Origin of the sequence: Acetivibrio sp. (genome assembly GCF_035371925.1) — a bacterium.
In the GTDB taxonomy this organism is placed as follows: Bacteria; Bacillota; Clostridia; order Acetivibrionales; family Acetivibrionaceae; genus Hungateiclostridium.
Map to the genome: position 1 here is coordinate 1 of NZ_DAORXT010000084.1, position 12,694 is coordinate 12,694.

General features: G+C 38.1%; 17 protein-coding genes. 5 read left to right on the top strand and 12 right to left on the bottom strand.

Annotation, left to right across the window (positions count from 1 at the left end; translation table 11 throughout):
• Positions 1–132: 132 nt before the first annotated feature.
• From PLH43_RS10705 to PLH43_RS10715, 3 genes are all read right to left on the bottom strand, one after another.
• Positions 133–1,266 carry a polysaccharide deacetylase family protein gene (locus tag PLH43_RS10705; RefSeq protein ID WP_324362929.1) on the bottom strand — a complete coding sequence of 378 codons (1,134 nt, stop codon included), beginning with the start codon at positions 1,264–1,266 and terminating at the stop codon, positions 133–135.
• Between the two features lie 150 nt (positions 1,267–1,416).
• Positions 1,417–3,309 carry an LTA synthase family protein gene (locus PLH43_RS10710; RefSeq protein WP_324362931.1) on the bottom strand — a complete coding sequence of 631 codons (1,893 nt, stop codon included), beginning with the start codon at positions 3,307–3,309 and terminating at the stop codon, positions 1,417–1,419.
• A 172-nt stretch (positions 3,310–3,481) separates the two neighbouring features.
• Positions 3,482–4,576 (bottom strand): FAD-dependent oxidoreductase, encoded by a 1,095-nt coding sequence (locus PLH43_RS10715; RefSeq protein WP_324362933.1) that lies wholly within the window; start codon positions 4,574–4,576, stop codon positions 3,482–3,484.
• 166 nt (positions 4,577–4,742) lie between these two features.
• Between PLH43_RS10715 and PLH43_RS10720 the strand changes: the two genes are divergently transcribed.
• The 4 genes from PLH43_RS10720 (at position 4,743) to PLH43_RS10735 (ending at position 6,919) form a co-directional block, all read left to right on the top strand.
• A complete protein-coding gene (locus PLH43_RS10720) occupies positions 4,743–4,955 on the top strand; it encodes a hypothetical protein (RefSeq protein WP_324362935.1) in 213 nt (70 codons plus the stop codon).
• A gap of 56 nt (positions 4,956–5,011) precedes the next feature.
• Positions 5,012–5,248 (top strand): hypothetical protein, encoded by a 237-nt coding sequence (locus PLH43_RS10725; protein WP_324362961.1) that lies wholly within the window; start codon positions 5,012–5,014, stop codon positions 5,246–5,248.
• Between the two features lie 123 nt (positions 5,249–5,371).
• Complete coding sequence (locus tag PLH43_RS10730) at positions 5,372–5,746, top strand: hypothetical protein (protein WP_324362937.1); 375 nt, start codon at positions 5,372–5,374, stop codon at positions 5,744–5,746.
• A gap of 90 nt (positions 5,747–5,836) precedes the next feature.
• Positions 5,837–6,919, top strand: a complete 1,083-nt coding sequence (locus PLH43_RS10735) for an NAD(P)/FAD-dependent oxidoreductase (protein ID WP_324362939.1) — start codon at positions 5,837–5,839, stop codon at positions 6,917–6,919.
• 10 nt (positions 6,920–6,929) lie between these two features.
• On the opposite strand, the gene PLH43_RS10740 is transcribed toward PLH43_RS10735, so the two are convergent.
• From PLH43_RS10740 to PLH43_RS10750, 3 genes are read right to left on the bottom strand one after another with little or no spacing between them, the layout of a single operon-like run.
• Positions 6,930–7,403, bottom strand: a complete 474-nt coding sequence (locus PLH43_RS10740) for a hypothetical protein (RefSeq protein WP_324362941.1) — start codon at positions 7,401–7,403, stop codon at positions 6,930–6,932.
• A 49-nt stretch (positions 7,404–7,452) separates the two neighbouring features.
• On the bottom strand, positions 7,453–7,821 hold the full coding sequence (locus tag PLH43_RS10745) for a response regulator (protein WP_324362943.1): 369 nt from the start codon (positions 7,819–7,821) through the stop codon (positions 7,453–7,455).
• Between the two features lie 37 nt (positions 7,822–7,858).
• Positions 7,859–8,539 (bottom strand): 4Fe-4S double cluster binding domain-containing protein, encoded by a 681-nt coding sequence (locus PLH43_RS10750; RefSeq protein WP_324362945.1) that lies wholly within the window; start codon positions 8,537–8,539, stop codon positions 7,859–7,861.
• 246 nt (positions 8,540–8,785) lie between these two features.
• On the opposite strand from PLH43_RS10750, the gene PLH43_RS10755 reads away from it, so the two are divergent.
• The gene (locus PLH43_RS10755) at positions 8,786–9,355 is read left to right on the top strand and encodes a DUF4364 family protein (protein ID WP_324362947.1); all 570 of its coding nucleotides are present in this window, start codon (positions 8,786–8,788) and stop codon (positions 9,353–9,355) included.
• Positions 9,356–9,491: 136 nt separating this feature from the next.
• Here PLH43_RS10755 and yhbY read toward each other — a convergent pair whose 3' ends face one another.
• From yhbY to rplU, 6 genes are all read right to left on the bottom strand, one after another.
• Positions 9,492–9,782, bottom strand: coding sequence for a ribosome assembly RNA-binding protein YhbY (gene yhbY, locus PLH43_RS10760; RefSeq protein WP_324362949.1), 291 nt, complete (start codon positions 9,780–9,782; stop codon positions 9,492–9,494).
• 101 nt (positions 9,783–9,883) lie between these two features.
• A complete protein-coding gene (locus PLH43_RS10765) occupies positions 9,884–10,075 on the bottom strand; it encodes a hypothetical protein (protein ID WP_038286865.1) in 192 nt (63 codons plus the stop codon).
• Between the two features lie 142 nt (positions 10,076–10,217).
• Positions 10,218–11,492: a GTPase ObgE gene (obgE, locus tag PLH43_RS10770; protein ID WP_324362952.1), complete on the bottom strand. Its 1,275-nt coding sequence runs from the start codon at positions 11,490–11,492 to the stop codon at positions 10,218–10,220.
• 109 nt (positions 11,493–11,601) lie between these two features.
• The gene (gene rpmA, locus PLH43_RS10775; protein ID WP_324362954.1) at positions 11,602–11,880 is read right to left on the bottom strand and encodes a 50S ribosomal protein L27; all 279 of its coding nucleotides are present in this window, start codon (positions 11,878–11,880) and stop codon (positions 11,602–11,604) included.
• On the bottom strand, positions 11,867–12,214 hold the full coding sequence (locus PLH43_RS10780) for a ribosomal-processing cysteine protease Prp (protein ID WP_324362956.1): 348 nt from the start codon (positions 12,212–12,214) through the stop codon (positions 11,867–11,869). Before PLH43_RS10780 ends, rpmA begins: the two co-directional genes overlap by 14 nt.
• 11 nt (positions 12,215–12,225) lie before the next feature.
• The gene (gene rplU, locus PLH43_RS10785; protein WP_324362959.1) at positions 12,226–12,537 is read right to left on the bottom strand and encodes a 50S ribosomal protein L21; all 312 of its coding nucleotides are present in this window, start codon (positions 12,535–12,537) and stop codon (positions 12,226–12,228) included.
• Positions 12,538–12,694 lie beyond the last annotated feature (157 nt).

Below are 12,694 nucleotides of genomic sequence, written 5' to 3' on the forward strand. Positions count from 1 at the left end.
GGCCAAATAAAAGCTCGGGACATCGAGTCCCTTCGCTTTTGCCTCTTTCATTTCACTCCAAGAGGCCAAATAATACAAAAGGGACCGCCAAGTCCCTTTTGCTCTATATTTATTCAAATTGTGTTTTAAAGCTTAATAGACTATGAGCTCCTTACCTTTTAGCTTATCCTTATCAACTTTGTCTTCATTTTTTGCAGGGACTGTAACGGTATCGGGATTTCCGTCACTAACATATTGCTCTTCTCTGGATAAATTCTTAATCCACCATGCCAAATCACCTTCTACAGGATTAATTCCCGAAGCTCTAACCCTGTGGGTTGAGAGGGGATTAAAATCCTTCGATACCGGAGATTGGGCCGGGTCCCAGCCTACCTCCATAATTGCCGCGTGCTCATATTCCACTCCGTCATAACTGCCTTTTATAACATAATTCTGAAGGTCTTTGGATGGAAGAAGTCCGTACGGAAGAGAAAAAGTAACCATTTTATATCCGGGTATGAGCTCAGCAATGGTCTTTTGGTTTTTCCCAATCCCTTCCTGTATTTTTTCGGCACTTGTGGTATCTTTCAAATTTATATGGGTATAAGTATGGTTGCCAATTTCAAATCCTTTGTCAATCAAATATTTGAGCCTCTCCTGAAGGGTACCTTCACCCTGAAAAGTGCTGTTGCCAAGGTTTACATAGAAAGTACCTTTAAGTCCGAAGTCGGGATGCTTCTCACAAAACTCTTCCATAATGCCTACCGCAGACTTCTTGTTCGCTTTAAGAGTTCCGTTTTCTTCAACCAAATTAAACTGTCCGGCTGTCCCGTCATCAAATGTAAAAATCATGGGAATGCATCCTGCAGGCACTGAAATATTGTTATTCAAATAATCACTCATGCTAATAAGCCTATAACCGTCATCATACAAGCTTTGAAGCAGCTTTTCAAACTCACTGAAAGTAGTAGTATACTCTCCCTTATCATAGCTTGTAGGGGTAAAAGACTCCACAAAATTGTGGAACATAACAACCATTATTTTGCCGGCTTCATTGGGCTTGACGCTCTGAACGTCAATTGTGGGCGTAGGTATGAGCGTCGGTGTTGGCGTCGGAGCCGCAGAAGTATTATCCGTCAGTCCTGCATCTTGTCCCGTGGTATTTGGAACCGGAGACTTTGAGTCGCCATTTAGCTTTGGACTGTTGCATCCTGTAAGCAATAAAGAAAGAGACAATGCTATTGCCGGAGCAATTTTTACAATTCTTGATTTAAAGAAAGATGTCATTTTGAATTACTCTCCTTCGTCATTTGTGCACTGAGCTTTTATATGTTTACTCATAATAATATACTTTAATTATATAGACATATACGACACAATTCAAATACAAATTACACCTTGATTGCACTTTTTTATATTTTTCTATATTTTAGTCCTTTATTTAAGTTTACGCAATGCATCCTTTTCAAGAATTATGTCGGATATTCGAAGTTCCTTTTGATATTTTACTATTTCATCCTCATAATCCTTCTTGTCGAGAACCTCACCGCTCTTTATGTCATAAACAGTGTCATCCTCGCTGCAGTAGTAATAGTCGTCCGTCAGCACCGAACCGTTTCTTAATACGGCATAACCCTTTTTGGTATTCAACAAGTCTTTGCCCATAGCATAATAGTTATCAAACCCCATCATATTGGCTATCATGGCGAATATATCTATCTGCCCTCCGGTTGTAGTAACGGTTTCTCCTTCCACTCCCGGACAGAGTACCAGCAAAGGTATCTTTTGAAGCTTTATCCAATCAACTTTGCTGTCGGACAGTTCGAGGAATTCCAAAAGTTCTTTAGCCTGGGTCTTCGGAAGCCCCGTATGGTCACCGTAAATAACAATAAGACTGTTTTCATATAGCCCCATTTCCTTAAGTCTTTCTATAAAACGCCCTACGGCAGCATCGGCATAATTTTGAGCCTTAATATAGTTCCCCAGATAAGTCCTGTCATATTTTCCGACATCAAAGGTCTGTTTGTCTTCAAAATAGGAATAAGGGTGATGTCCGGAAAGGGTTATGAAAAACGAATAAAACGGCTTTGTAACATCAATTATATCCATGGACTGTCTGTAGAACGAATCGTCACTTAATGCCCAGCCTCCCCAGCCAATATATTCGTCCATAACATAGTCGTTGGAGCTTATAAAAGTATCAAAACCTATAGCCTTGTACATTTCGGTCCTGTTCCAGAATGCGGGACCATAAGCATGCAAGGCGTACGAGTTATAACCTTCTTTCTTCAACTCTTTAGCAATTGTATTATACTCATTGGTTGCAAACCTAAAATATGCAGCCCCTTCTTTTGCAGGGTACAATGAAGTATTGGTCATAAATTCTGCATCCGACGTATTGCCCCCTGCCACCTGAACATAGATATTGTCAAAATACAAGCCTTCCTTCACAAGCTTGTTTAAATTTGGCGTTATTTCTTCACCGTTGATTTTTCTGTCGATAAGAAAATGCTGAAGCGCCTCCATCTGAACAACTATAAGGTTTTTACCTTTTGCTATGCCGTAAAATCTATCGGTAAGTTCGCCATCCTCCCCGTTTTTCTCTTCGAAAAAGGATATCAGCTCATTTTTCTCATCGGTTTTAAGCTTTTTATCCCTAAGGTAGTTTTCCTTTAAATATTTTTTTACATCATAATAGTGAAAATAACCTATGCCAAAGTTCTTTACAATATAATTGTTGTCGTACTCGGACATGTCATTTTTGCTGTAAGCCATTTTAAAAGAACCGAAAGACACCACCAACAGTACCGCCACCACTATGCATCTCTTAAGCAACGGAAGCTTGTTTTGCCCAGTCCTTTTGGAAAGTACAAACGACATTACCGCAAAAACAGGAATATCCAAAAAGTAAAGTATGTCGCTACGTCTAAAAAGACTCATGATACTTTCTTTTACCGGTCCCAAATAGCGCGCATTATAAATTACCGGTATTGTTATAATTGTGTTGTAATAGCGCAAATACAAAGCATCTGAAAGAAACAAAATCGATATCAGAATGTTGGATATAAAAAACAACAATTTTCTCTTGGTATGAAAAATACTCAACAAAGCAACCAATACCAAGACAAAAGATATTGAAGCAACACCCATGAAGATATTTGTCGTTGAAAAAAGAGGCTTAAAATTAATCTGATTTTGAAATTGGAGAAATACCCCTTTAAATACAACAGAGCATGCAAAAAGCACAGCATAAATAATTCCAAATATATCCAACTGCAGTCTTACATTGGTAAAAATATTGCCCCTTACTCTTTCTATACTGACCTTCATATATAATAACCTCACTTATACATCTTTTATGTTATTCCATTATATGAATTTCCCGCCGGCAATTTGCACTGCCTTTTATTAAATTCAATATTGTGAAACAACTCTAAACATATATAGACTAAAACATATAATGCAAAAAATCAAGTATTAGTTATTGCCTATTTTGCCCCCACTAACTTCTAAAAAGCCGCCGCTGTCTTTTATGTTTCAAATTATTGCATCTTCTAGCTACAGATGAGATATTCTGCGCCTTTGCCGCCGGGTTGTTGTAAATAATTCGTTTTACGAGAGGCATGGTCAAAATTTTTATCAACCGGTCATAGTCCTCATTGCTAAATTCATTTACCATCTTTCTAAATTCATGAATCTTAGCCGTATGTTCTTTTATAGGTCTTATCAACTCACTGTAATCCTTGTCTTTTATAATCGCTTGGGCTGCAAGAATTCCGCTTTCAATAGCGTTAATTGCCCCAAAACCCAAAAAATCATCAATAAGCCCTGCTGCACTGCCAGTCAAATAAATGTTTTCTACTTTTACAGAAGATACATACCCAAGTCTGGTTACAATATCCCTTGTCTCAGTTATTTTATATTTTACTTCTTCTAATCTTGCAAAATTATTCCAGTAGTGGTCAAACTCATGGGTAGAAATATCGTTTACAGACAGCAACAATCTTCCGTCTCTTTTACTATGGGGGGACAAAAAACCATAGCAGGCTTTGGAATACTCCCGGTTAACCCACATTTTTGCAGAACCTACTTTAAAATCCCCCAATACCAGTGCAACTCTTGTATGAACAGTTGTAGTTGTGTGCCACACCCCAAGGTGATTTGCAACGGTTTCATCACCCGTGGCTACAATGACATGGTCAAAATCTTTTTTTATATCGTCAACATTTATATAGGTGTCAAAATGTATGGGTGCATTTACATGTCTTGCAATCTGATTTTCCAGAGAGTTTTTTTCGTCGCCTCTCATAAACACATATCCCAATCTTCCGCTTACAGCACCTTGTTTTGAAGGTCCCTTCATTACTATTTCCTTTAGCGGACAAAAGGGTACAAGATTCAAATTGTATTTTTTATTGAAATATTTTACAGGATTTGTGTAGCTTCTGTCAAACAATCTTAAAGTTGTACTGGAATACATATAGTTTTCGCCTATATAAGATTTTTTCTCAAAAATAACCGGAGATATCTCATTCCTTTCCAATTCAAAAGCACAAGCCAATCCCGCCAATCCGGCACCAATTATGGCCACTTTCATAATATCCCACCTTGCTGCTTCACTTATGTTAATTAACAAAAATTACTGTACCTTCATAATTAGTATTACTTTAACATTGCTTCCTTATTAATTTACAAGAATAATATCTGCAAAAAAAGTCAAAAATATTTATTGATTAATTTATTTTTGCTCTTTGGGAGGATTTATGGAAAGGTTGTCACAACAATATATTTTAAATATAGCTTTCACCGAGGCAATAAACAGAGAAGAACTCCTATTGAAAAAATATGAAAACTATTGCAAAGAGGCAAAAGATAAGGAATTGAAAAAAATTCTCAGGGACTTTTCCCAAACTTCCCGGGACCATATAAAAATGATAAACGACAAGATGATTTTGCTATCTATTGATAAAACTTGATTAATTTACTTGCCAAGTTCTTATGCTCATTTTTTGAATACCATAAAGAAAGTATGGTGATTGTTTTGGAACAAATTGATATTTTGCAGGATTTGCTGCATGATAGAATTTCGAATGAAATGTTCTATAATCAAAGCCTTATTTATGTCAAAAATCCTGAAGCAAGACAGGTTTTTACCCAGCTTAGGGACGATGAAATGAGAGCTATAGTAAATCTTCAGCAAAAAATAGACAGACTCCAATCGTCAGAGGGGATTATTTCCAAATTGTTCCCTTTAAAACCCAGAGTATAGCACATTGACTTCAACTATATCGTCCATGGGGAGATAATCTTGTTATGGAGTGGATTATACTATTTGTAGCCAGTTGGATAATATTTTTTGCTTTTATTGATTTTCGGCAATTAAAAAAAAAACATGTGGAGCGGAGCTCTGGCTTTCGCCCTGCAGCTTATAACAGACACGCATGCTATTAACTATGGATTGTATCAAATTAATGAACCTGTAATTGACATAATGGGTTCCTCCCTTTTCTTTACCGTAGGGCCTGTATTCACTGTAGGAACTCTCTTTGCCCAGCTTCATCCTCAAAAAAGATGGCTCAGAATTATAAACATATTTGTATTTTCAGCACTCTTTTATTTTCAGGAAGCTTTACTTATCTTAACCGGCAACCTTGTTTATACCAACTGGCACTTTACCAACAGTATTGTTATCAATATATGTGTAATGATTGTATTAAGCTGGTTTTCGATAGTAGTACTGAATAAAAAGGAGGACAAGGCCCCATGAACCTCTGGATGTATATCATACTGTCATTTGTGAACGGTTCACTGGTAGCTGCGTGGCTAACATTCTTAAAAAGATTCGGAGGTATTTGATGTGAAAGTCGCAATAATTGGAGGAGGATTGGCAGGTCTTTCATGTGCTTGCGAGTTGGAAAGACATGGCATAAGTCCGGTAATATTTCACAGAAACGGCTATATCGGCGATCAATTCAGCCATGTTGCAGCTCTTCTGGAAATTCAGCACAGGCCTATAAAAGATGCAATAAAATACATCAAGAAAAATTTTAATATTAGCATAACCCCCGTTAATACCGTCAATACCCTTACACATTATTCTCCCCACAGAAAAACAGTAATCAAGGGAAATTTCGGTTTTTTCATAAAAAGAGGAAGAGATGAAGATTCGCTTCCCATGCAGCTTTTTTCCCAGCTTAAAACATCCAAAATAAACTTCAACACTTATGGGGATATTGACCCGTTGGCAAAGGAATTTGACTATGTTGTTGTCGCAAATGGAAATACTGTGTTCAGCAATCAATTGGGATGCTGGTTTCCCACAATCAGGACATATATAAGAGGTGCAGTTTTATTGGGAGATTTTGACCCAACCAATCTTGTAATGTGGATTAACAAGGACTATTGCAAAAACGGCTATGCCTACCTTACACCCTTTAACGATAAAAAAGCTTCACTTGTATTGGTGGTAAGCGATGTAAATGAAAAAGAAGCTGATCACTATTGGAAGGTTTTTTTGGATTATGAAAACATAAACTACACCATTTTAGACGAATTTAAGCAGGCACATGATACGGGATTTACCTATCCCCACAAAGTTGACAACATATATTTTGCCGGAAATGCCGGAGGTGCAATAGACCCTTTTTTAGGTTTCGGCCAACTGAATTCCATAGAAATGGGCGTAATGGCCGCCCGCTCAATTGCAAATGGAGAGGATTACGAAAAACTACTTAAGCGGGTGACAAAACACAATTATCAGCTTTATCAGATGAGAAAAGCCTTTAATAGCGCCAGCAACGATGCCTATGATTTTATATTGGCTTCAATAGGCTTTCCGGGTATTCGCCAGATTTTATACAACACAAGGTTCGACATTATAAAAAACTTTGCCCGGATATATTGGCTGAAAGAAAAAATAAGCAAGAATAAAAAGCAATAGCTGCAAAGATTTAAGAAAGTCCCGGAACCGGCCTTTTTTTGCTCAAATACTGGTATATCAGATAAATCCACAGGTAAGTGACAATATAAGTAACTAAAGACCACGGCACCGGTTTCCATCCGGTAAAGACTATTGTTTGAAGTTTGACACTAAAATACTCAAAGATTAGCATAGCCGCAATCCATGCGACTGAGTATCCCAGTACAGCCTTTTTCTTTTTAGGCAAAAACATTGTATAGATGATATTCAAGGCAGGATATAATAAAATTGCCGACAACACAATATAAATTAATGAGTCTTGAGGATTAAGATAATAATAAAGCCTAAAATAACCGCCTAAAACCGTTTCGTAAACCATCGAATATGCAACTGTCATAATGCCTACAATGCCGCTTCTAAAATCCAAGGGTTTAAAATAAAGACATATAATCAGACTAACCCATACCCCGAACAATGAAAAATAAAAAAAGATGTATCTCATCATTATCACCCTGCAATTATTATTCTCACAGCCCAAAAAGAATAATCAGACATTATTTTCTTTTGTCGCGTTTTGCATATTCCATATTTTTCAATACAGCTTTAAGCCTGTATTGGTCTATAGGTGTCCTTATTACAGCATCAATGCCGGTATTGCTATAATCATCAATATTTATCAAGTCGCAGGATGACAAAATACACCTTATCTCCGGAAAACGGGCTTTTATTTTTGAAGCAAGTTCGTCACCATGTGTTTCTTTCATCACACGGTTTATAATAATATAATCGGGACGCATGGCTAAAACCTTGTCAATGGCATCATATTCGTCAGCTGTAGCGGCAATATATCCTATACTGTCCAGCATGTCTTTTAGTATCAAATTTTCGAATTTGCTATCATTAACAAGAAGCACTTTCTTCATTTCCGCTATCTCCTGTCTTTGTGAAAATCAAGTATTTTCATCGCAAAAATCCTTTAGGACATACCCTGATGCAAATACCGCACACAGAGCCCCTGCCTATGTGTTTAAAGTTCTGATTCATATAATCGCTGCACGCTTGCGCATCAACAATATGACTCCTGTCGCAGCCTTCAGTCCAGCTATTCCCCGTCAAGGCCATTGCCGGGCAGCTGTCGACGCAAATTCTGCAGTTGCCGCAGCCCTCGTGGACAGTATGCGCCGTAAAGGGCAGCTCCATATCTGTAAGTATTGTCCCCAGCCTTACTCTAGGACCGAATTTTTCGCTGATAAACAAGCCGCTTTTCCCTATCCATCCCAGACCCGCTTTTACAGCAGCGGTCTTATGCTGAAAAATGCCCGAGTATCTGTCCTCCAAGTCATTAACCGTCTGGGAGGCGGGTACTGCCATAGCATTATACCCCATGTTCTGAATCTCTATCTGTCCCCTTAAAGTTATCTGGTCTATCAAAGTATTAACCGTCCTGTAATGATGAAAGTAAGTATAGGTCGGCTTGTCGCTTATTTGGTCAATAACAAAATCGGAAAGTCTTACCCCAACAGTTATAGCATACCTAACCTTTTTAAGGCTTTCCGGAAGGTATGCTTCAACATCTGAGCAGCCTACAAAAGATGCTCCAAGCTCTATTAATTTATTCTGAATTTTCTCAAAATTATTCATTTCCGAAAAACTCCTCACGCCATTTTTTATTTTTCATGCCTACACACATTAACATATTATAAAACATACACTACATTTCTTCCATCATATATAATAATTTATCGGCAAATTTATGTAAATTCAAACACAGTTAAAATATGATTTGTTTTAGGGCAATATGGCACAATTCATTCATACTATGTTATAATACACTCAAAATATGTTACTATTGATCAATAAAAAAGCCAAACTAGCTGAGCGAAAGGAATGATTATTGCTATGAGTATCGGCAGCAACAAAGAACTTGCGGAAAATAAACTAATTTTACTTTATATTATTGATAAAGTAAATATACCCATAAGTAACCTGCAAATAACAAAAATCATCCTGGAAAACAAATTTATGAATTATTTCACGCTCCAGCAGCTTCTCAATGAGCTTTGCAGCAGTAATTATTTATTGAATGAAAATGTTGATAACAAAGCATTTTACACCATTACTCCTTTGGGTAAACAGACCCTTGGCTATTTTATCAACCATATCCCCAGCGGTATAAAAAGGCTGATTGACAACAGCATAGCCAACATAAGAAGCAACATCAGAAATGAAACCTTTATATCGGCCGACTATATTCCCGGCGGTGAAAATGACTTCACCGTTTCGTGTCAGGTTAGGGAAGACAATTTTAATCTCATCGATTTAAAGATTACCGTGGGAACAAAAAACGATGCAAGAAGAATTTGCGAAAACTGGAAGAAGTATTCTCAGGAAATATATAGCGAAATTATTGAAAGCCTTATAAAAGACAGAACAGGAAGCGATGAGCAAAACCCTTGATTTTATTTTGCCTCTTGGAGTAGAACGAAAGAGGCAAAAGCAAAGGGACAAGATGTCCCGAGCTTTTATTGGAATACTGAGCCCTTTACGGGGCTCTTCAAACATCACTTTTTTACTTAAAAGAGATACAAGAAAACTACGGAAGTTCTATAACCTTGTTTTCCTTTGACTCCTTGTACAAAACAAATTTATTTCCTATAACTTGGACTACTTCAGCTCCTACAAGACTTGCCGCCTCATGGCATACTTCTTTTGTATCAACCATAGCGTTTTTAAGCACTGCAACTTTTATAAGCTCTCTCGCTTCTAAAGCCTCGTTAAACTGCTTTATCATATTGTCATTTATTCCACCCTTGCCAATCTGAAAAATCGGTTCGATGTTGTTTGCCAAACTTCTTAAATAACTTCTTTGTTTACCTGTAAGCATATACCCTCTCCTTGTTGATTATCTCCATTTATAATTAGATTGTAATATTTACAAACCAAATCAAAATAATGGGGATAGCTGACTCTATCCCCATTCATGTCTTAGTATGCCTCAACTTCCTTCCGGCTTTTTCTCCTTTGAACCTCATATCTCGGATGCCCCTTTTTCCATCCAGCCCTGGTCTTCTCAATAACTTGGGATGTTGCTTCCTCGTTTAGCACAAAGTCATCCTTCATAAGGCAATAATATGCCGCACTGCCGGTTTTACAGTTTCCACAATTAAAACATTCCATAAAGCTTACTAATGCCCCTCCGTTTTATAATGCTTATATTTAATTTGATATATATATTTTACAACATATAGTGCATATCTGTCCAGCAAATCTTTTTGTATACATTGTTAAGACAAACAATTACAGGATATTAAAATAAATTTTATCTATAATATTCAAATTCCAAATCATACATTCTTACGGTATCTCCTTCATTAATCCCCATGTTTTCCAAAGCATCAACGACACCTTTTTTCCTTATTGCCCTCTGGAAATATTGCAACGACTCATAATTGTCAAAATTGGTGGATTTGACCAGTTTCATTACCCAGCTTCCTTCAACTACAAAAACATTATTTTCTTTGCGCACTTTAAAAGGCTCTTCTTCCACTGCCGTATACACTACTTCATCTTTCTCATCACCTGTAAGGATGATATCGGGGAGCTCTTTTACTTTTTGTGCGGCATAATACACCAACTCTTTAAGACCCTTGTTGGCTGCAGCGGATATGGGAAAAATCTTATATCCCTTAGGTTCAACCACTTTTCTGAATTTTTCCAGATTCTCCTGGGCCCCTGTAACATCCATTTTATTTGCTGCAATAATCTGGGGTCTTTCGAAAAGTACCGGATTGTATTTTTTCAGTTCATCGTTGATTATTTCGAAATCCTCAATCGGGTCTCTTCCCTCGGACCCTGAAATATCCACAACATGAATAAGAAGCTTTGTTCTTTCTATATGTTTTAAAAATTCATGTCCCAATCCCACACCTTGGTGCGCACCTTCAATAATTCCCGGTATATCGGCCATTACAAAGGCATTTTCGGCATCAATGTTTACAACACCCAGGTTTGGGTCAATTGTAGTAAAATGGTAATTAGCAATCTTTGGCTGTGCAGCTGTAACCATTGAAAGAATTGTTGACTTGCCCACATTGGGAAAGCCTATTAATCCTACATCAGCCAAAAGTTTAAGCTCCAATATTACCCACATCTCTTCCCCAGGTTCTCCCGGCTTGGCAAAACTGGGAACCTGTCTTGTGGGAGTTGCAAAATGCTGATTTCCGGCTCCACCTCTGCCGCCTTTTGCAATTACAGTCCTCTGCCCGGGTTTTACCATATCGGCTAAAATCCTGCCGGTTTGCTCATCCCTGATCAAAGTTCCCGGAGGAACCTTGATTGTCAAATCTTCCCCACTTCTTCCGGAACAGTTGGAGCCGCCGCCGTTTTGGCCGTTTTCAGCTTTGTAACGGGTTCTGTACCTGAAATCCTGAAGCGTCCTAAGACCCTCATCCACAATAAAAACAACATCTCCGCCTTTTCCGCCGTCTCCGCCGTCCGGGCCGCCCTTGCTTATGTACTTTTCCCTGTGAAAGGATACTGCACCGTTTCCGCCGTCTCCGGCTTTTATATAAATTCTTGCACTGTCAACAAACATTGTATTTCAACTCCATAGCCCATACTGTAATACAGAATCTTTCTACTTATTAGTATTACACAAATATAAAAATTAAATCCCGGTAAAACCGGGATTTATAATTTAATCTTTATGCTGGAACAATACTTACTTGTTTTCTGTCTTTACCCAATCTTGAGAACTTCACTCTTCCGTCTACCAAAGCAAAGAGTGTGTCGTCCTTCCCGATTCCAACATTCGCACCGGGATGTATTTTTGTACCTCTCTGTCTAACCAAAATGTTCCCGGCCGTAACAAACTGCCCATCGGCTCTTTTTACACCAAGTCTTTTAGATTCACTATCACGACCGTTTCTTGTACTACCCACTCCTTTTTTGTGGGCGAACAATTGCAAATTAGCCTTTATCATCGGTCAACACCTCCTTATCCAAAACCGATACATACTTTGCATATCCAAGTTCAACTTGTTTTAAACCTATTACCACAGTCTCAAGGATAGTTTTAACAAGCTCTTTCTTTTCCTCCGGTATATCCTTTGGAACAGTACATCTCATATATCCGTCCTTTTCGGTATACCCTTCTATTCCGGCAAGCTCCTCTAAAGCACCTGCCGCCGTATATGCCAGAGCCGACACAGCCGCACATACTATATCTCTTCCGTGCCTGCTGTAGCGCGCATGCCCCCTAACTTTAATTTCGCGTATGAAACGCTCACTATCCCTGATTACTTCAACTTTAATCATTGAATATTACCTTATGCATTTATCTTTTCAATCTGTATTTTCGTATAAGGCTGCCTATGTCCTTGTTTTCTTCTATAACCTTTCTTAGGCTTATACTTGAAAACAATAATCTTTTTATCCTTGCCGTGGCTCAATACTTTTGCAGTAACTGACGCATTGCTTACGAACGGAGCACCAAAGCTCACTTTGTCCTCTTTTGATACAGCTACAACTTTGTCAAAAGTAACTGTAGCGCCTTCTTCATTCGCAAGCTTTTCAACAAAAACCACGTCACCTTCCTGGACCTTGTACTGTTTTCCGCCTGTCTCAATTATAGCGTACATATAAAACACCTCCCTACCCAGTCTCGCCGGCAAAAGGTAGCAGCAATAAAGTAAATTATTGCTTGCATTTACTAAACCTGCACCGAGCGGCTACCGAAATATTTTATCACACAAGTGTATCTATGTCAACTTCTTTTATCTTCATATCCTCATGTTT

What these genes read in the sequence shown, in the direction of transcription:
- PLH43_RS10705 (WP_324362929.1), bottom strand. Translation starts at nt 1,266, where the DNA reads ATGACATCTTTCTTTAAATCAAGAATTGTAAAAATTGCTCCGGCAATA.
- PLH43_RS10710 (WP_324362931.1), bottom strand. Translation starts at nt 3,309, where the DNA reads ATGAAGGTCAGTATAGAAAGAGTAAGGGGCAATATTTTTACCAATGTA.
- PLH43_RS10715 (WP_324362933.1), bottom strand. Translation starts at nt 4,576, where the DNA reads ATGAAAGTGGCCATAATTGGTGCCGGATTGGCGGGATTGGCTTGTGCT.
- PLH43_RS10720 (WP_324362935.1), top strand. Translation starts at nt 4,743, where the DNA reads ATGGAAAGGTTGTCACAACAATATATTTTAAATATAGCTTTCACCGAG.
- PLH43_RS10730 (WP_324362937.1), top strand. Translation starts at nt 5,372, where the DNA reads ATGTGGAGCGGAGCTCTGGCTTTCGCCCTGCAGCTTATAACAGACACG.
- PLH43_RS10740 (WP_324362941.1), bottom strand. Translation starts at nt 7,403, where the DNA reads ATGATGAGATACATCTTTTTTTATTTTTCATTGTTCGGGGTATGGGTT.
- PLH43_RS10745 (WP_324362943.1), bottom strand. Translation starts at nt 7,821, where the DNA reads ATGAAGAAAGTGCTTCTTGTTAATGATAGCAAATTCGAAAATTTGATA.
- PLH43_RS10750 (WP_324362945.1), bottom strand. Translation starts at nt 8,539, where the DNA reads ATGAATAATTTTGAGAAAATTCAGAATAAATTAATAGAGCTTGGAGCA.
- PLH43_RS10755 (WP_324362947.1), top strand. Translation starts at nt 8,786, where the DNA reads ATGATTATTGCTATGAGTATCGGCAGCAACAAAGAACTTGCGGAAAAT.
- yhbY (WP_324362949.1), bottom strand. Translation starts at nt 9,782, where the DNA reads ATGCTTACAGGTAAACAAAGAAGTTATTTAAGAAGTTTGGCAAACAAC.
- PLH43_RS10765 (WP_038286865.1), bottom strand. Translation starts at nt 10,075, where the DNA reads ATGGAATGTTTTAATTGTGGAAACTGTAAAACCGGCAGTGCGGCATAT.
- obgE (WP_324362952.1), bottom strand. Translation starts at nt 11,492, where the DNA reads ATGTTTGTTGACAGTGCAAGAATTTATATAAAAGCCGGAGACGGCGGA.
- rpmA (WP_324362954.1), bottom strand. Translation starts at nt 11,880, where the DNA reads ATGATAAAGGCTAATTTGCAATTGTTCGCCCACAAAAAAGGAGTGGGT.
- PLH43_RS10780 (WP_324362956.1), bottom strand. Translation starts at nt 12,214, where the DNA reads ATGATTAAAGTTGAAGTAATCAGGGATAGTGAGCGTTTCATACGCGAA.
- rplU (WP_324362959.1), bottom strand. Translation starts at nt 12,537, where the DNA reads ATGTACGCTATAATTGAGACAGGCGGAAAACAGTACAAGGTCCAGGAA.